An 18,375-nucleotide genomic window follows, 5' to 3' on the forward strand; every position below is an offset into this window, starting at 1 on the left:
TCAGCCGCCGATGCAATCGTCGACTTTGCCCGCTTCGAAGCAGAACACCACATTCATCGCGGTCAGCGAGCTGGCGAGGTGTTTCTGCAGGCCGTCGCGAACGCGGCGAAGCTCCTCCACCGGGGCGAGCGAGTCGATCTTCATGCAGTCCTTCTCACCCAAGGCCGCATCCAGACCGATGCTGGAGAGGGCCTTGGCCGGCGATTCGGCGAAGCGTTCGCGGAAGGCTGTATCGTTGATGAGGTTGTCCAGCAGTACGCCGGCATCTTCAGCGGAAAGGCGGGGGTCGGTAGCCATGTCGATCATCCAGAGTAGAACTTACGGTATCGGCCACCACCGCTCGGCATTTAGGGCGATGTGTGCATTGCACAGAAGCGCCTCCACAGTACCGCGGCCGTTGCGGGCAACCCGCATACTACGGTTTCCACTGGTGGATGATGAAAGATGCAGATCCGACGTTGCGCTATCGTGATGTTCGAACCCCGCAGCGAGGTCTCGCTGGACCTCTCCCTGCTGCTGCAGGGCCAGGCGGGACTGGTAACGCGCATGCATTGGCAGGCCCTTGCCGCCCATCTGGACGCACCCGTGGAGGTGAGCATCGAGGAAATCGATGTGCTGGGCCGCATCGAGCCGGATCGTTGGGTGGAACCTGCACAGGCCGGCCTCGAAGGCACTGCGCTGGCACGCCTGCTGGAGATCGGTCTGGTGATCAGCCAGGAGCCAGGTGAGGCTTCGCATCGTGACCGCGACCAGCGCGTGCGCGACGCCAACTGGTGGCCGCTGTCGGCGTTGCAGCACCGGATGGGACGCTGGGGCGGCATCAACAGCGCGCGTGAGATGCGCGAGCACAAGCTGGTCACGGCGCAGGATCTGCATGCCAGGTTCGGTGCACCGCCCGCCGCAGTGGATGCGCCCGGTACCGACCCCTTGATGTTGCCCGATACACCTGACGATGCGCGCGACGAGCTGCTGCGAAAGCGTGCAACCTGCCGAAACTTCGACGCGCAGCGCACGTTGGCGCTGCCGCTGTTGGCGCAGGTACTCAAGCGGACCGTGCAGGCACACGCCGCATTGCGGCCGGGGGATGGCATGGAGTTCCTGAAGAAGCACATTCCTTCCGGCGGCGGTCTGCATCCGTTGGAAACCTATGTGGTCGCCCTGGCTGTCGACGGTCTTGCGCCGGGCGTCTATCACTACCATCCGCTGGAACACGCGTTGCGACCGGTCGCCGTTGCCACCGACGACCTGCGCACCTTGATGCTGGGTTTTGTGTCCGGGCAGGACTGGTTCGCCGACGCCCCGCTGCACCTCATCCAGGTGGCACGCTTCCCACGCAGCTTCTGGAAATACCGCCACCATCCAAAGGCCTACCGGGCGGTGCTGCTTGATGCGGGGCACCTGTCGCAACAATGGATGCTGTCAGCCACCGAGCTTGGACTGGCCGCTTATGTGACCGCGGCGATCAACGAGATCGACGTGGAGAAGGCGCTGGGGCTGGATGGCATCGATGCCAGCCCGGTGATGATATGCGGCCTGGGGTGGCGCGCGGACGCGCAGGTCACCAGTGAATTCGACCCGCTGCAGCAGGTCTGGCGCGGGAATCCGGCTCTGCAACCTTGACCTCGTGGCAGCAGGTAGGCCGGGCAACGCCCGGCCCACCCTCCATCACGCTGCTTCGAAATCCACCAGCACCGCGCCGTCGCCCACCTGGTCGCCGGCCTTGGCCCGATAGCCCTTCACCGTGCCATCGGCCGGTGCCTGCAGGGTGTGCTCCATCTTCATCGCTTCCAGCACCACCAGCGGCGTGCCGCGCTTGACCTGCGTGCCCGCCGCCACCAGCGTTGCGACGATCCTGCCGGGCATCGGTGCCAGCAGGCTGCCGGCATCGGCGCTGGCCTGCTCGGATTCGCCCACCGGGTCGTGCAGGGTGAAGCGGTGCTGGCCATCGCTGGCGAACAGGTACAGCTGATCGCCGTCGCGCTGCAGCTGCAGCCGCCAACGACGCTCGTCCATCTGCACCGACAGGGTCTGGCCATCGGCATGGCCGACCACCTGTTTCGGCGCGGCGTCACCGCACTGGACGCGCCAGCCATCGGCAGTGGTCCACACCTTCAGCGTGTGTGCCCGCTCTGCCTGCTGCAGCGGCACCGAGCGCGCGGCAGGCACGCCCAGCCGCCAGCCATCCTGTGCCTGCCACGGTGAATGCGGGTCGCGTGCATCGGCGGCAGCGGCAGGTGTGCTTGCCACCGCGGCGATCGCTGCCAGTTCCCACAGCGCCTGCTCACCGTCACCGGTGACCGCCAGTGCGGCCTGCTCGCGCTCGATCAGCGCGGTATCCAGCTTGGCGTTGGCGAACGAGTCGGTCTGCACCAGGCGCCGCAGGAAACCGGCATTGGTGGTTACGCCCACCACCTGGCAGTCGGCCAGGGCCTGGCTCATGCGCCGCAGCGCGGCGTCGCGGTCCACGTCCCAGACGATCAGCTTGGCGATCATCGGGTCGTAGTACGGGGTGATGCTGTCGCCTTCTTCCACACCAGTGTCCACCCGCACGTTGGTCGACGGGGCCGGCAGGCGCAGGCGGCGCAGGGTGCCGGTGGAGGGCAGGAAGCCGCGGTCGGCATCTTCGGCATACAGGCGTGCTTCGAGAGCGTGGCCGTGGATGGTCAGTTCGTCCTGGCGCTTGGGCAGTGGCTGGCCAGCGGCCACGCGCAGCTGCCACTCCACCAGGTCGGTGCCGGTGATGAACTCGGTGACCGGGTGTTCGACCTGCAGGCGGGTGTTCATTTCCATGAAGTAGAAATCGCCGTCCGGGCCGGCGATGAACTCCACCGTGCCGGCACCGACGTAGCCCACTGCACGCGCGGCATCAACGGCGGCCTTGCCCATCGCGGCGCGGCGGTCGGCGCTCATGCCCGGGGCCGGCGCTTCTTCCAGCACCTTCTGGTGGCGGCGCTGCACCGAGCAGTCGCGCTCGAACAGATACACCGCCTCACCATGGCCACCGCCGAATACCTGGATTTCGATATGGCGCGGGCGCTCGACATACTTCTCGACCAGCACGTGGTCGTTGCCGAACGCCGAGGCCGCCTCGCGCTGGCAGCTGGCCAGCGCATCGACGAAGTCCTCGCTGCGCTCGACCTTGCGCATGCCCTTGCCGCCGCCGCCGGCGCTGGCCTTGATCAGCACCGGATAGCCGATGCCGTCGGCCTGGGTACGCAGGAATTCCGGCGCCTGCTGGTCGCCGTGGTAGCCCGGCGTCAACGGCACGCCGGCCTTGGCCATCAGTGCCTTGGCTGCACTCTTGTCGCCCATCGCGCGGATCGCACTGGCCGGCGGACCGATGAAGGCGATGCCGGCCGCCACGCAGGCGTCGGCGAAGTCGGCGTTCTCGGACAGGAAGCCGTAGCCGGGATGGATGGCCTGCGCGCCGCTGCGGCGTGCGGCGTCGAGGATGGCATCGCTGCGCAGGTAGCTCTCGCGCGCGGCCGCCGGGCCGATGTGGATGGCTTCGTCGGCCAGCCGCACGTGGCGCGCATTGCGGTCGGCATCGGAATACACCGCCACGGTGGCGATGCCGAGGCGGCGGCAGGTGGCGATGACGCGGCAGGCGATCTCGCCGCGGTTGGCGATCAGGACTTTGCTGAACATGGCAACAGACTCGGTCATGGCACAGGTCACATGCGGAACACGCCGAAGCGCGTCTGCTGCGGGGGAGCGTTGAGGCTGGCCGACAGGGCCAGGGCCAGTACCCGGCGGGTATCGACCGGATCGATCACGCCGTCGTCCCACAGGCGCGCACTGGCGTAGTACGGGTGGCCCTGCTGCTCGAACTGGTCGCGGATCGGTGCCTTGAACGCATCCTCTTCCTCGCCCGGCCACTGCCCGCCCTTGGCTTCGATGCCATCACGCTTGACCGTGGCCAGCACGCTGGCGGCCTGTTCTCCGCCCATCACGCCGATGCGTGCGTTCGGCCACATCCACAGGAAATTGGGCGAGTACGCACGGCCGCACATGCCGTAGTTGCCGGCACCGAACGAACCACCGATCACCACGGTGAACTTGGGTACCTTGGCGCAGGCCACCGCCATCACCAGCTTGGCCCCGTCCTTGGCGATGCCACCCTGTTCGTATTTGCGGCCGACCATGAAGCCGGTGATGTTCTGCAGGAACACCAGCGGAATGTTGCGCTGGGTGCACAGCTCGATGAAGTGCGCGCCCTTCAGCGCGGACTCGGAGAACAGGATGCCGTTGTTGGCGATGATGCCGATCGGATAGCCGTGCAGATGGGCGAAGCCGGTGACCAGCGTTGCGCCATAGCGCGGCTTGAACTCGTCAAAGCGCGAGCCGTCGACCAGTCGCGCGATCACTTCGCGCACGTCGTAGGGCTTGCGCGTATCGGCCGGGATCACCCCGTACAGTTCGTGTGCCGACAGCAGCGGTTCTTCCACCGGCTGCAGCGCCATCGCCGCTTCGGGCTTGCGCCAGTTGAGCTGGGCGATGATCGCGCGCACCCGTGCCAACGCCTGCAGGTCGTTGTCGGCCATGTGGTCGGCCACACCGGAAATGCGCGTGTGCACGTCGGCACCGCCCAGTTCTTCGGCCGTCACCACTTCACCGGTGGCCGCCTTCACCAGCGGCGGGCCGCCGAGGAAGATGGTGCCCTGCTCGCGCACGATCACCGTCTCGTCGCTCATCGCCGGCACGTAGGCACCACCGGCGGTGCAGCTGCCCATCACGCAGGCGATCTGCGGGATGCCCTGCGCGGAGAGATTGGCCTGGTTGTAGAAGATGCGGCCGAAATGGTCGCGGTCCGGGAACACCTCGTCCTGCAGCGGCAGGAAGGCGCCACCGGAATCGACCAGGTAGATGCACGGCAGGTGGTTCTGCTCGGCGATCTCCTGCGCGCGCAGGTGTTTCTTCACTGTCACCGGGTAATAGGTGCCGCCCTTGACCGTGGCATCGTTGGCCACGATCACGCACTCCACGCCGCTCACCCGGCCAATGCCTGCGACCACGCCGGCGGCGGGCACGGCATCGTCGTACATGCCGTGCGCGGCCAGCGGTGCGATCTCCAGGAACGCGCTGCCCGGGTCGAGCAGCGCATCGATGCGGTCACGCACCAGCAGCTTGCCGCGTGCGGTGTGCTTGGCCCGCGCCGCCTCGCTGCCACCCAGGGCGGTGCGGGCGAGGGTGGCGTGCAGGTCGTCGACTACGGCCTGCATCGCCGCGCGGTTGCTTTCAAACGTTTCGCTGCCCGGTTGCAGCTGGCTGCCTAGGATGCTCATGGGGTGCCTTACAGGGTGCGCTGGAACAGTTCGCGGCCGATCAGCATGCGGCGGATCTCCGAGGTGCCGGCGCCGATTTCATACAGCTTGGCGTCGCGCCACAAGCGGCCGGTCGGGTATTCATTGATGTAGCCGTTGCCGCCGAGGATCTGGATCGCCTGGCCGGTCAGCCACGTTGCCTTCTCGGCGGCGTACAGGATCGCGCCGGCCGCATCCTGGCGGGTGGTACGGCCCTGGTCGCAGGCGCGCGCCACGGCATACACATAGGCGCGGCAGGCACCCAGGCCCACGTACATGTCGGCGATCTTGGCCTGGATCAGCTGGAAGCTGCCGATCGGCTCACCGAACTGGTGGCGTTCGTGCACGTACGGCATGACCACGTCCATGGCTGCAGCCATCAGGCCCAGCGGGCCGCCGGACAGCACCACGCGCTCGTAGTCCAGGCCGGACATCAGCACGCGCACGCCGCCGCCGACCGCGCCCAGCACGTTTTCTTCGGGAATCTCGCAGTCCTGGAACACCAGTTCGCAGGTGGGCGAGGAGCGCATGCCCAGCTTGTCCAGCTTCTGCGCGGTGGAGAAACCCTTCATGCCCTTCTCGACCAGGAACGCGGTGATGCCCTTGGCGCCGGCTTCGACATCGGTCTTGGCGTACACCACCAGCACGTCGGCGTCGGGGCCGTTGGTGATCCACATCTTGTTGCCGTTGAGCACGTAGCGGTCGCCGCGCTTGTCCGCGCGCAGCTTCATCGACACCACGTCCGAACCCGCACCCGGTTCGCTCATCGCCAGCGCGCCGACCTTGGCGCCGCTGCACAGGTCCGGCAGGAAGCGCTGCTTCTGCGCTTCGGTGCCGTTCTTGCGCAGCTGGTTCACGCACAGGTTCGAGTGCGCGCCGTAGGACAGGGCGATGCCGCCGGAGGCGCGGGAGATTTCTTCCATCGCCACCACGTGGGCCAGGTAGCCCATGCCGGTGCCGCCGTATTCTTCTTCCACGGTCAGGCCCAGCAGGCCCTGTTCGCCCAACTTGGGCCATAGTGCCAACGGGAACTGGTTGGTTGCATCGGCCTCGGCCGCGAGCGGCGCGATCTCGGCAGCGGCAAAATGGGCCACGCTCTGGCGCAGCAGGTCGATATCTTCGCCGAGGTCGAAGTTCAGGGATGGCACGTGCATTGCGATGGCTCCACGAGGGAAGGTGGGGAATGGACGCACCCGGAAGGGGAAGCAGGCGGCTGTTCACAGCAGCGGCCCGCGCGGGCGATTGGACCCCAGCGTAGCGGGGTTCGGGTAAGAAGTGAATACAAATTCAAAAATTGAAACCAGACTCAGAACATGGCCTACAAACGCTCAGCATTGATGGAAGAACGCCTGGCCGGGGCCCGTGAACGGATCCTGCTGGCCACCCGCGAACTGGTCGCCACCGGCGGCTGGCGCAACGCGCCGGTAACCGCCGTGGCCACCCAGGCCGGGGTCTCCACCGGCCTGATCTACCGCCACTTCCCGTCCAAGGCCGAGCTGTTCGTGGAAGTGCTCAACGCTGCCGTGGCCCATGAGGTGGCGATCATGGAGCGCATCGCCAGTGCGCCGCAGCCGGCCAGCGTGCGCCTGCGCCAGGCCATCACCGCCTTCGTGCGCCGTGCCCTGGCCGGCCCGGGCCTGGCCCATGCCTTCATCGTCGAACCGGTGGACCCGGACGTGGAAGCCGAGCGCATGCGCGGCCGCCGTGCCTTCGGTGACGTGTTCCTGCGCCTGGTGGAAGAGGGCGTGGCGGCCGGTGAACTGCCGGCACAGGACGCGCACGCTGCCGCCGCCTGCCTGGTGGGTGCCTTCACCGAAGCGATGGTGGGCCCGACCGCACCCAGCCGCGAAGCGCACCGCGACGAGGACGCACTGGTCGAGGCCATCTGCAGTTTCTGCCTGCGGGCTGTTGGCGCAGGGTGATGCCGCCGTTGCGCGTGCCGGGCGGCTTCTGCCGCGCTTCGCGCTCGCCGGGCGCGGTCCGGCGCCACCCGCACGCGGTCACGGCCGCATGCTGCGCCGCACCAGCCGTGATGCCTGTTGTCGTGCGTGGCGTGCGTTCTATACTCGGCCCATCACGCAGTCGCTCAGCCGTGGTCCAACGACTATCAGCCAGGGGTAACGAAGAGTGCGGAATTACGATCTGGAGTTCCTGAAACGCTTCTCCATGGTGATCGCGCTGTTGATGGCCATCACCCTCGGTCTGATCCTGCTGGCCGCGTTCATCCACACCCGGATTCCGCCCGAGGTGTCGCCCACCGCCGCCAAACGCACTGAACAGCGCATCTCGCCCACTGGCGCGGTATACGCCGGCAGCACCGGCGCCGCCGCGCAGGCCGCGGCCAAGGCCGCAGCGCTGGCCAAGGCCGCCTCGCAGGTGGCCTACGGCGGTACCAAGGACGGCAAGGTGATCTTCGACAACCTGTGCACCGCCTGCCATACCACTGGCGTGGGCATGGCGCCGACGCTGGACCACTCGCACTGGGACAAGCGCCTGGCGCAGGGCAAGGACACCCTCTACAAGCACGCCATCGAGGGCTACACCGGCCCCGACGGCGGCATCATGCCGCCCAAGGGCGGCAACCCGGCGCTCACCGAGGAGCAGATCCACGCCACCGTGGACTGGATGCTGGGCAATCTGAAGTAGCGGACGCCGCCGCGTCCGCTGGTAGTGCCGGCCGCTGGCCGGCAGCCTCATGATCTTTGGTAGTGCCGGCCGCTGGCCGGCAGCCACGCATCGCATGAAGGTCATGAGGTTGCCGGCCAGCGGCCGGCACTACCCGGCTTTGCCCACCGAGGCCTGATCGCCCCTATGCCCCCGCTGCGCAGGCGGGGTTTCGCATTTCGGGGTTAGTCTGTGCGCCTCTTCCGTGGAGTCGTCTGTCGATGCGTCGCCGTTCCCTCGCCCTTGCCCTGTCCCTGCTGATGCCGGCATCCGCTTTCGCCCAGGCCCAGCCACAGGTTGCGCCGACCTCGGCGCCTGCGCCACGCAGCCCAGCCACCGTCACCCTGGCCGCCGCGCCGGCCGACTGGCGTGCACTGGATGGGCAGCACGTGCGCATCGCCGCGCCGCTCACCCTGGCCGGCACCGATGGCCTGGAACGCTTCGGCCAGCTCACCGTCGCCTTCGATGGTCGCCTGTGGCAGCCGACCGAAGTGGCCGCGCCCGGCAGTGCCGGGATCGAACAGGTGATGGCCGACAACCAGCGCCGCCGCCTGCTGCTGGACGATGGCAGCGATATGCGTGATCCGGCCAGCGTCGCCTACCTGCCGGGCAACCCGGTGCTGCGTACCGGCATGCAGCTGCGCAACGTGGAAGGCACCGTGCGCGTGGACGCGCAGGGCCGGCCCAGCCTGCAGGTGGATGGTGTACTGAAGCTGCCGGACCTGCAGCGCCCGGCCGTGCCGAGCGTGCCCGGCCGCCTGCACATCGCTGCGTTCAACCTGGAGAATTTCTTCAATGGTGACGGCAAGGGCGGTGGGTTCCCGACCCTGCGCGGCGCACGCACGCTGGACGAGCACAAGGCGCAGGTCGGCAAGCTGGTCGCCACCGTCAACGCGCTGGGCGCCGACATCGCCGCGCTGATGGAACTGGAGAACGACGGTTACGGCCCGCAGTCGGCCATCGCCGAACTGGTGGATGCGCTCAATGCCGGCCTCGCCGCAGACAAACAGTGGGCGTTCGTCGATGCCGGCCAAGGCCCCGGCAGCAATCCGATCCGCGTCGGCATCATCTACCGCAAGAGCGAATTCAAGCCGCTCGGCACGCCGCTGACCAAGCTCGACGGCCCCTTCGTCGAACACAGCCGTGCGCCGCTGGCACAGGCCTTCCAGAGCAAGGGCGGGCCGTTCATGGTGGTTGCCAACCACTTCAAGTCCAAGGGCTGCCGCGATGCCAGCGGCGCCGACGCCGACCGCAATGACGGGCAGGGTTGCTGGAACGCCACCCGCGTGGAATCGGCCAGGCAGCTCAACACCTGGGTGCAGGCCGAAGCCGCGCGCCTGAAGGTGAAGGACGTGGTGCTGATGGGCGATTTCAACGCCTACGCTATGGAAGATCCGATCCGCACCCTGCACGACCTCGGCTGGCAGGATGCCTTCAAGGTGGCCAAGGTCGAACAGCCCTACAGCTACGTCTACAACGGCTACACCGGCCGCCTCGATCATGCGCTGCTCAGCCCGACCATGGCCAAGCGCCTCGCCGGCGCCGCCGAGTGGCACAGCAATGCCGACGAGCAGGACGCCAGCGGTTACCAGGGCCGCAACGTGCAGGGCCCGTGGCGCAGCTCCGACCACGACCCGCTGCTGCTGGGCTTCGATCGCTGAGTGGGTGCCCGGCCGGCCCTGTGCGGACCGGCCGGACGGCCTGCTGCTCATCGCCAGTAGTAGCGCTCGATGCGGAAGGTTGCACGGCAGCCGTTGTCGACCCAGATTGTGCCGCGGTCCACGCCCCAGTCGCGTCCCTGCAGGCAGGAGGCATGTGACTCGCGGTTGATCAGGTGCACGCTGTCCTTCTGTGAGACCTGTACATGGCAATGCGCGCGACGCTGGTCGCGGCTGCTGCAGCTCACCACTTCCGAGCTTGAATCGCCGCGATGGGTTTGTACGGGGCGCGGATAGGCGGGATAGCGCGGATAGGCCGGTTCATGTGATGGATTGCCGATCCCGCCGCTGAAATCGGGATAGCCTCCGATGCTGCTGCAACCGGTCAGGGTTGCGGCCAGCAGCATGAGAGCGCACACGTGTTTCATCACATTCTCTCCAGATGCAGGTCCGGTCGAGTCTAGGCAGCGGGATGCCCATCACGACGGAACTGCACTGTGAGCGGCGTCAACGTATCAATCGAAATGCGCAGCAGGATCGGAATCTTCTGCACCGGCTATCGGCAACGGCGCGAACTGTGCGCATCAACCCAGCGCGATCAGGGTGATCGCGACTACCGCCAGCGCCAGTCCGAGGCGGTTCCACCGGCTCATAGGCTCGCCGAAGGCGAATACGCCAACCAGCGCACCCAGCACCACCACGCCGATGTTCATGCCGGCGAACACGGTGGCCGGGCTGTCCGGCATCGACTGGTGCGCATGCACATAGAAAAGAATGTTGCCGCCGTTGAGCAGGCCCAGCAGTGCACCCGCACCCAGGTTGCGCCAGGCCAGGCGGCTGCGCCCACTGAAATGCCGCCACAACTGCAGCGCCAGCATCAGCACGAAGGCCACGCTGAAACTGGCCAGCACCGCGGCCATCGACGGTGTGCCCGACAGCGCCACCTGCTTGAGCAGCACGTCGACCACCGCGAAGCCGGCCCATACGCCCAGCAGCCAGCCCCAGCCGCCGGCGGAAGCGGCCACTGCCGGGCCGCGCGGACGCAGGCTGATGGCCACCATCGCCAGCAGGCCCAGGCCCAGCCCAACCAGCTTCCACGTACTGGCGCTCTGGCCAAAGAACAGGAACGCCGCCGCCAGCGACAGCAGCAGCGACAAGCGCTGCGCCACATCACTGCGGACGATGCCGGCCACCGCCACCGCGCGGCCCAGCACCAGGAAGATCGAGGGCAGCACCACCGCCAGCGCCAGCAATGACAGCCACGGCGCATGCGGTCCGCGCAGTGCGTCCAGTGGCGGCTGCAGCACCACCGCCGTCATCGTCGCGGCCACCAGGTAGTTCCAGGTCACCATCTGCGCAACGTCCAGCTGGCGACGGCCAGCCAGCTTCAACAACACCGAAACCAGCACACTGCAGATCACGGCCAGGGACAGGTAGAGCATGGGGCGGGCACAGGGCAGCGGCGGGGGACGCTATCATGGTGCCATGCACACGCCCTCGTTCCCCGTCGCCCCCGGCGAAACCGCCTGCATTGCACTGGAGGGCCCGGTTGGCCCGCTGGAAGTGCTCGTCGACCTGCCCAAGGCCGATGTGCCGGTGCAGCCGATCGTGGCCATCATCTGCCATCCGCTGTCCACCGAAGGCGGCACCCTGCACAACAAGGTGGTCACCATGACCGCCACCACCCTGCGCGAGCTGGGCATTGCCACGGTGCGCTTCAACTTCCGCAGCGTCGGCGGCTCTGCCGGTGAATTCGACCATGGCGTGGGCGAGCAGGAGGACCTCAAGGCCGTCACCGCCTGGGTCCGCCAGCAGCGCCCGGACGACCGCCTGTGGCTGGCCGGTTTCAGCTTCGGCGCATTCGTTTCGCTGAAGGCTGCCGCCGAGCTGCAGCCCGAAGCGCTGATCTCGATCGCGCCGCCGGCGGGCCGTTGGGACTTCGATGGCATCGCGCCGCCGGCCCGCTGGCTGGTGATCCAGGGCGAGCAGGATGAAATCGTCGACCCGCAGGCCGTGTACCAGTGGCTGGACACCCTCGATGCCCCGCATGAACTGGTGCGCATGCCCGAAACCAGCCACTTCTTCCACCGCAAGCTGATCGACCTGCGCGGCGCGCTCACCCACGGCGTCAAGCATTGGCTGGGCACGGCGGCATGAGCGAGGCGGAACTGACCCCGACGCAGCGCTACGCGGCCGGGGTGGAACGCGGCGATTGGCAGAACGACCCGGCCCAGCATGCGGCCCTGGCCGAGCTGGACCGGATCCATCTGGCCCTGGTGGACAGCGCCGAGGACGGCTGGCTGGACCGCCTGTCCTCGTTCTGGAAGAAGCCCGAGCCGGTCAAGGGCCTGTACTTCTGGGGCGGCGTCGGCCGCGGCAAGACCTTCCTGGTCGACCTGTTCTACGACGGCCTGCCGATCAAGCAGAAGTACCGCACCCACTTCCATCGGTTCATGCGCAACGTCCACGAGCGCCTGCGCGAGCACCAGGGCCAGAGCGATCCGCTGGCGAAGATCGCCCAGGAATGGCGCAGCAACCTGCGCGTGCTGGTGCTGGACGAATTCTTCGTCACCGACATCGGCGATGCCATGCTGCTGGCGCGCCTGCTGGAGCGGATGTTCGCCGAGGGCGTGACCCTGGTCACCACCTCCAACACGGCGGTGGAAAACCTGTACCTCAACGGCCTGCAGCGCGAGAGCTTCATGCCGGCCATCGGCCTGCTGCAGCGCTACTGCGTGGAGCTGTACGCCGAGGGCACCGAGGATTACCGCATGCGCGCGCTGACCCGCTCGCCGGTGTACCGCGCGCCGCTGGCCGCCGACAGTGACACCTGGCTGGCCACGCGCTGGGGCGAACTGAGCGGCGGCCAACCGGCCAAGGCGGGCAACATCGAGATCGAGAGCCGCAAGATTCCGGTGCGCGCGCGCGGCAAGAGCATTGCCTGGTTCGACTTCGCCGCGCTGTGTGAAGGCCCGCGTGGGCCGTCGGATTACATCGAGATCGCGCACGAGTTCAACACCGTGCTGCTGGGCGGCATTCCGGCCTTTGATCGCCTGAACGAGGATGCCGCGCGCCGCTTCGTCAATCTGATCGACGAGCTGTACGACCGCCACGTCAACCTGGTCTGCACCGCCAGCACCTCGCCGGTCGAGCTGTACACCGGTACCCGGCTGCAGGGCGCGTTCGAGCGTACGGCCTCGCGCCTGATCGAAATGCAGAGCGCCGAGTACCTGGGTACCCCGCACCGGGCGTGACAACCGGGGCGGATGCCGGCCGCTGGCCGGCATCCGCCTGGTGCTTCCGCAGGTCATGGGCTGCCGGCCAGCGGCCGGCACTACCTGATGCTGCCCCGTCCACCGGCTGCCCACTGTCTGCCCACCACCTATCCACAGACTTGTCCCTCGCCTGCGTGGTCCTGTCATGTGAAGCTGTCATCGTTCCGCTGGTGGGGCGCTGATTGCCACCGCGATGACGTGTTTCGGGCTTGACTGCGCAGCCCGTTCCAGCAGGTCCAAAGCGTCCAAACCGGGCGCCGATGGCACGATCCTTGCGGCGCAAGGGATTGCCGAATTTCACTACATTTGGCGTTGACGGACCCAACTACCCCCACTATCTTGTGGCTGTCGGTTGTGGGGACCCCAAGCCGCCGGGTCCATGGAATGGATCGCCGGACCCTCCGGTGATACGCCCTCCATGCCCGCAGCGGCACCGGTCAGCACTGCCAGCGGCAGCCACAGGCGCAGGGTCTCAATTCCTGCGACACCGGTCTGCCACCCTGGGCTGTCATGTCCCGGGCCGCGTCACCCGATGCTCCGAGCCACCATCCATCACGCCAAGAGGACACACGCCGTGACCACCGAGACCAGCGCCACCATCGAGAAGGAAAGCGAATTCCTGTTGACGTCGCCGCCGACGTCCAACGCGATGAGTGTGACCAAGCGCAATGGCACGACCGAGCTGGTGGATCTGAACAAGATCGTCCGCGCGGTGCAGCGTTCCTCCGAGGGCCTGCACGCCGTCGATCCGATGCGTGTGGCCACCCGCACCATTTCCGGCCTGTACAACGGCGCCACTACCCAGGAGCTGGACGAACTGTCCATCCGCACCGCGGCGCTGCTGATCGGCGAAGAACCCGAATACGGCCGCCTGGCCGCGCGCCTGCTGGCCAACTTCATCGCCAAGGAAGTGTCCAACCAGGAAATCCACGCGTTCTCGCAGTCGGTGGGTCGTGGCCACGAAGTGGGCCTGATCAACGACCGCCTGCTGAACTTCGTGCAGACCAACGCACGCAAGCTCAACGATGCCATCGACAGCTCGCTGGACCTGAACTTCGATTACTTCGGCCTGCGTACCCTGTACGACCGCTACCTGCTGCGCCACCCGCACACCCGCAAGGTGATCGAGACCCCGCAGCAGTTCTTCCTGCGCATCGCCAGCGCGCTGAGCGAGGATGTGCCGGAAACCCTGGCGCTGTACAAGCGCATGGGCAACCTGGACTACCTGCCGTCCAGCCCGACCCTGTTCAACTCCGGCACCACCCACGAGCAGCTGTCCTCGTGCTTCCTGCTGGACTCGCCGCAGGATTCGCTGGAATCGATCTACTCCAAGTACGGCGACATCGCCCAGCTGTCGAAGTTCTCCGGCGGCATCGGCGTCAGCTACACCCGTGTGCGTTCGCGTGGCTCGCTCATCAAGTCGACCAACGGCCACTCCAACGGCATCGTGCCGTGGCTGAAGACCATGGATTCGTCGGTGGCAGCGGTGAACCAGGGTGGCAAGCGCAAGGGCGCGGCCTGTGTGTACCTGGAAACCTGGCACGCCGACATCGAGGACTTCCTCGAGCTGCGTGACAACACCGGCGACGAATCGCGCCGTGCGCACAACCTGAACCTGGCCAACTGGATCCCGGACCTGTTCATGAAGCGTGTCGAATCGGACCAGGAATGGTCGCTGTTCGATCCGCGCGTGGTGCCCGAGTTCACCGACCTGTTCGGCGAAGCCTTCGAGGCCGCCTACCTGCAGGCCGAAGCACAGGGCAAGGCCAACCGCACCATCTCCGCACGCAAGCTGTACTCGCGGATGATGCGCACCCTGGCCGAGACCGGCAACGGCTGGATGACCTTCAAGGACAAGTGCAACCGCGCCAGCAACCAGACCCTGCGCGCTGGCAATGTGATCCACCTGTCCAACCTGTGCACCGAGATCCTGGAAGTCACCTCGGCTGAAGAAACCGCGGTGTGCAACCTGGGTTCGATCAACCTGGGCAACCACTTCGACGGCAACGGCGAGTTCGATTTCGACAAGCTGGCCGACACCGTGCGCCTGGCCGTGCGCCAGCTGGACCGCGTGATCGACCTGAACTTCTACCCGATCGAATCGGCGCGCCGCGGCAACCTGCGCTGGCGTCCGGTCGGCCTGGGCTGCATGGGCCTGCAGGACGTGTTCTTCCGCAAGCGCCTGCCGTTCGATGGCGCCGAAGCCCGCGCGCTGTCGAAGAAGATTGCCGAGACCATCTACTTCCACGCGCTGGAAACCTCGGTCGAACTGGCCCAGGAACGCGGCAAGCACCCGTCCTTCGCCGACACCCGTGCGGCCAGCGGCGAGCTTCAGTTCGATGCCTGGAACGTGGTGCCGGAAGATGCCGCGCGCTGGGATGCCCTGCGTGAACGCATCAAGGAACACGGCCTGCGCAACTCGCTGATGATCGCGATCGCCCCGACCGCCACCATCGCCTCCATCGCCGGCTGCTACGAGTGCGTGGAACCGCAGGTGTCCAACCTGTTCAAGCGCGAGACGCTGTCTGGTGACTTCCTGCAGGTGAACCGTTACCTGGTGAACGAGCTGAAGAAGCTGGGCCACTGGACCCCGGAAATGCGCGATGCGATCAAGCTGGCCGACGGTTCGATCCAGGCCATCACCCAGATTCCGGAAACGCTGCGCCACGTCTACCGCACCGCATGGGAACTGCCGATGCGTTCGCTGATCGACATGGCCGCCGATCGTGGTGCCTTCATCGACCAGTCCGCCTCGCTCAACCTGTTCATGGAAAGCCCGAGCATCGGCGCGATGTCCTCCATGTACATGTACGCCTGGAAGCAGGGCATCAAGACCACCTACTACCTGCGTTCGCGTCCGGCCACCAAGATCGCCAAGACCACCGTCAGCCACACGGCCAGCGCTGCGCCGGAAAAGGTGTTCAGCCCGGAGGAGGCCATCGCCTGCTCGCTGGAGAACCCGGAAGCCTGCGAAGCCTGCCAGTAACACCGCGCGGTGGATTAACGCGCGGTGGGTGCCGACCGTTGGTCGGCACTGCTGCTCGACTACGGAAATACCAAGGTAGCGCCGGGCCATGCCCGGCGTTTTGACCCGAGAAGACGAGGAAACACCCATGGCCGACAAGCCCAAGCAGATGCTGCTCGATCCCGGTTTTGAACTGACCCTGCGCCCGATGCGCTACCCGCAGTTCTATGACATGTACCGGAATGCGATCAAGAACACCTGGACGGTGGAAGAGATCAACTTCCAGATCGACATCAGCGACCTGCACAGCAAGATGTCGCCGGGCGAGCGCCACCTGATCCACCGCCTGGTCGCCTTCTTCGCCACCGGCGATTCGATCGTGTCCAACAACCTGGTGCTGAACCTGTACCAGCACTTGAACGCGCCCGAAGCGCGCATGTACCTGTCGCGCCAGCTGTATGAAGAAGCGCTGCACGTGCAGTTCTACCTGACCCTGCTGGACAACTACCTGCCGGATCCGGACGAGCGCGTCAAAGCCTTCGCCGCGGTGGAGAACATCGACTCGATCAAGAAGAAGGCCGATTTCTGCTTCAAGTGGATCGATTCGATCCAGGACCTGAAGCGCATCGAGACCCGCGAAGAGCGCCGCCAGTTCCTGCTCAACCAGATCTGCTTCGCGGCGTGCATCGAAGGCCTGTTCTTCTTCGCCGCCTTCGCCTACGTGTACTACTTCCGTTCGCGCGGCCTGCTCAATGGCCTGGCTTCGGGCACCAACTGGGTGTTCCGCGATGAAAGCGCGCACATGGAGTTCGCCTTCGAGTGCGTGGACGTGATCCGCGAGGAAGAGCCGGACCTGTTTGACGACAAGATGAAGCAGGATGTCTACGACATGCTGGCCGAGGCCATCGAGTGTGAAGTGCAGTTCGCCGAGGACGTGCTGTCCGGTGGCGTGGCTGGCATTTCCACCCGTGACATGCGCCAGTACCTGCAGCACTGCGCCGACAACCATTTCCATCGCCTGGGCATGGAGCGCAAGTACAACGTGCGCAACCCGCTGAGCTTCATGGAACTGCAGGACGTGCAGGAACTGACCAACTTCTTCGAACGCCGCGCCTCGGCCTACCAGGTGGGCGTGAAGGGCGAAGTCGCCTTCGACATGAACTTCTGATCGATCCAGTCAGGCCTGTCGCGAAAACCCCGGCCAACGCCGGGGTTTTTCGTTTTTACGGTAGCGCCGGGCCACGCCCGGCGAGCGCGCAGCGCGGAAGTTTTTTCATGGACGCATGCCCAAGCCCGAGCCGTTGCCACCGGGCGCGTGGATGATGGATTCACATGCCATTATCGCCAGCCTTGAAGACTGTGGATCGATTTACCGAGCCGACTTGCCACATCGGCGACTGAGTGCCCACGGCCAGTGGCCTGCTTGACTCCGACGTCGTGCTAGATTCGCGAAAGTGGGACTCCCGCGAGAAGTACTTCATGGATGCATGGGTCGAGAAATGCGCCTCTTCATCAAAAGGTGGACTTCGGCGCCGCGCCTGGGTAGCAGGGTATCGCTGCCTCACAATCACTATTGCAGCGTTGGTACTGTCAGCGTGCTCGAGCGGCGCACCACCAGCCCTCTCGCATCATTTGAATCAAAGACAGTCCATCAAATCAGGGATTGAAACTGGTATTGAGCGATTCAAGAACGACGTCGAGCGTTTGACCAGCGTGCGTTTTGATGATGTCGATGGATTGAATGAACAGCTTCACACACACCTGGGAGAGCCGACTCGACAGGGCTTGAGGGACGAGCGGATCGCAGAACGCGGAATGTTGGGTGACCTTGAGGTCCGGAACATCACGCTGAGAAGTCCTGCCGACGATCCTGCGCATGCGAACCTGATCTTTGAGGTCGTGCCACCGAGCATTGTGCTCAAGGAAATCATCTGGGAGGACTCCACCCTGTATCCACCTCACCCCGATGCGCCTGATTCCCGCCCTTACTGGTCCGTGCAGGTGAACAGTGCCACGGTCGTGCTCGGGCTCGCCTCTGACAACGTGACGCTGACCTACGTATCGATCAGGCAGCGCTGACCCCCTGTCATTGCGTTGCGGAGAGAGTTGGCACTTCCATCGACGACTCGCCGTCGCTGCATCGAGTTTCTTCTTCAACAGCTGAACTTGGTGATGCAGACCGTTCTCTCTACATGCAGATTAGGGCTGGTGTGGAACGCCTGGACGCCGAGCATGGGAAGCCGTGGGACGAGTCGAGCCAGCGGATGACCGCGAGCCTGTTGGTACTGGCGAAGGAGCAGGGGCTTTCGCGGGTTGACCATGTTGTGCTCAACAACCCGACAGAAAGCCTGGCTCGTGGGGAGAGGGTCTTCATAGTGGAGGGGGCAGTGCAGACTTCATGGAGAAGCCTGTCATGTCCCCACGAGGCGTGAAGGTGGGGTAGGCGATGCCCGCTGTTCCCTTCCGCCAAGGCTGCAGGGGCGTCAGGTGGAAAAGGCGACGCTGTGCAG

General features: G+C 65.9%; 15 protein-coding genes and 1 pseudogene. 10 read left to right on the plus strand and 6 right to left on the minus strand.

Features of this window, described 5'->3' with window-relative positions; all coding sequences use genetic code 11:
• Positions 1 to 297, minus strand: a complete 297-nt coding sequence (locus CR918_RS20340) for an NHLP-related RiPP peptide (protein WP_025875803.1) — start codon at positions 295 to 297, stop codon at positions 1 to 3.
• A gap of 147 nt (positions 298 to 444) precedes the next feature.
• Here CR918_RS20340 and CR918_RS20345 point away from each other — a divergent pair, with 147 nt between their 5' ends.
• The gene (locus CR918_RS20345; protein WP_099844644.1) at positions 445 to 1,620 is read left to right on the plus strand and encodes a putative peptide maturation dehydrogenase; all 1,176 of its coding nucleotides are present in this window, start codon (positions 445 to 447) and stop codon (positions 1,618 to 1,620) included.
• 45 nt (positions 1,621 to 1,665) lie between these two features.
• Here CR918_RS20345 and CR918_RS20350 read toward each other — a convergent pair whose 3' ends face one another.
• The 3 genes from CR918_RS20350 to CR918_RS20360 are packed head-to-tail and all read right to left on the minus strand — an operon-like array spanning position 1,666 to position 6,457.
• On the minus strand, positions 1,666 to 3,648 hold the full coding sequence (locus tag CR918_RS20350) for an acetyl-CoA carboxylase biotin carboxylase subunit (protein ID WP_099844645.1): 1,983 nt from the start codon (positions 3,646 to 3,648) through the stop codon (positions 1,666 to 1,668).
• Positions 3,649 to 3,674: 26 nt separating this feature from the next.
• Positions 3,675 to 5,285, minus strand: coding sequence for a carboxyl transferase domain-containing protein (locus tag CR918_RS20355; protein WP_099844646.1), 1,611 nt, complete (start codon positions 5,283 to 5,285; stop codon positions 3,675 to 3,677).
• 8 nt (positions 5,286 to 5,293) lie between these two features.
• Positions 5,294 to 6,457 carry an isovaleryl-CoA dehydrogenase gene (locus CR918_RS20360; protein ID WP_025875795.1) on the minus strand — a complete coding sequence of 388 codons (1,164 nt, stop codon included), beginning with the start codon at positions 6,455 to 6,457 and terminating at the stop codon, positions 5,294 to 5,296.
• A 159-nt stretch (positions 6,458 to 6,616) separates the two neighbouring features.
• Here CR918_RS20360 and CR918_RS20365 point away from each other — a divergent pair, with 159 nt between their 5' ends.
• From CR918_RS20365 to CR918_RS20375, 3 genes are all read left to right on the plus strand, one after another.
• Positions 6,617 to 7,225, plus strand: a complete 609-nt coding sequence (locus tag CR918_RS20365; RefSeq protein ID WP_025875794.1) for a TetR/AcrR family transcriptional regulator — start codon at positions 6,617 to 6,619, stop codon at positions 7,223 to 7,225.
• A 205-nt stretch (positions 7,226 to 7,430) separates the two neighbouring features.
• On the plus strand, positions 7,431 to 7,949 hold the full coding sequence (locus CR918_RS20370) for a c-type cytochrome (protein WP_025875793.1): 519 nt from the start codon (positions 7,431 to 7,433) through the stop codon (positions 7,947 to 7,949).
• 239 nt (positions 7,950 to 8,188) lie between these two features.
• Positions 8,189 to 9,628, plus strand: coding sequence for an ExeM/NucH family extracellular endonuclease (locus CR918_RS20375; RefSeq protein WP_099844647.1), 1,440 nt, complete (start codon positions 8,189 to 8,191; stop codon positions 9,626 to 9,628).
• Between the two features lie 47 nt (positions 9,629 to 9,675).
• Here CR918_RS20375 and CR918_RS20380 read toward each other — a convergent pair whose 3' ends face one another.
• Both CR918_RS20380 and CR918_RS20385 read right to left on the minus strand, forming a co-directional pair.
• A complete protein-coding gene (locus CR918_RS20380) occupies positions 9,676 to 10,053 on the minus strand; it encodes a DUF3011 domain-containing protein (protein WP_099844648.1) in 378 nt (125 codons plus the stop codon).
• Positions 10,054 to 10,209: 156 nt separating this feature from the next.
• Complete coding sequence (locus tag CR918_RS20385; protein ID WP_032978146.1) at positions 10,210 to 11,067, minus strand: EamA family transporter; 858 nt, start codon at positions 11,065 to 11,067, stop codon at positions 10,210 to 10,212.
• Between the two features lie 43 nt (positions 11,068 to 11,110).
• Between CR918_RS20385 and CR918_RS20390 the strand changes: the two genes are divergently transcribed.
• The 6 genes and pseudogenes from CR918_RS20390 to CR918_RS21355 all read left to right on the plus strand — a co-directional run.
• Positions 11,111 to 11,782, plus strand: a complete 672-nt coding sequence (locus CR918_RS20390; RefSeq protein ID WP_025875785.1) for an alpha/beta hydrolase — start codon at positions 11,111 to 11,113, stop codon at positions 11,780 to 11,782.
• Positions 11,779 to 12,879, plus strand: coding sequence for a cell division protein ZapE (gene zapE / locus CR918_RS20395; RefSeq protein WP_099844649.1), 1,101 nt, complete (start codon positions 11,779 to 11,781; stop codon positions 12,877 to 12,879). The genes CR918_RS20390 and zapE overlap by 4 nt, the downstream gene beginning before the upstream one ends.
• Before the next feature lie 595 nt (positions 12,880 to 13,474).
• Positions 13,475 to 15,886, plus strand: a complete 2,412-nt coding sequence (locus CR918_RS20400) for a ribonucleoside-diphosphate reductase subunit alpha (RefSeq protein ID WP_025875782.1) — start codon at positions 13,475 to 13,477, stop codon at positions 15,884 to 15,886.
• Between the two features lie 127 nt (positions 15,887 to 16,013).
• Positions 16,014 to 17,033, plus strand: a complete 1,020-nt coding sequence (locus CR918_RS20405; protein ID WP_025875781.1) for a ribonucleotide-diphosphate reductase subunit beta — start codon at positions 16,014 to 16,016, stop codon at positions 17,031 to 17,033.
• A 311-nt stretch (positions 17,034 to 17,344) separates the two neighbouring features.
• Positions 17,345 to 17,944 (plus strand): hypothetical protein, encoded by a 600-nt coding sequence (locus CR918_RS21110; protein WP_133119712.1) that lies wholly within the window; start codon positions 17,345 to 17,347, stop codon positions 17,942 to 17,944.
• 89 nt (positions 17,945 to 18,033) lie between these two features.
• Positions 18,034 to 18,255, plus strand: a pseudogene (locus tag CR918_RS21355) (XVIPCD domain-containing protein); the annotation flags it as partial.
• Between the last annotated feature and the right edge of the window lie 120 nt (positions 18,256 to 18,375).

It is taken from the genome of Stenotrophomonas indicatrix, from assembly GCF_002750975.1.
GTDB classification, from domain to species: Bacteria; Pseudomonadota; Gammaproteobacteria; order Xanthomonadales; family Xanthomonadaceae; genus Stenotrophomonas; species Stenotrophomonas indicatrix.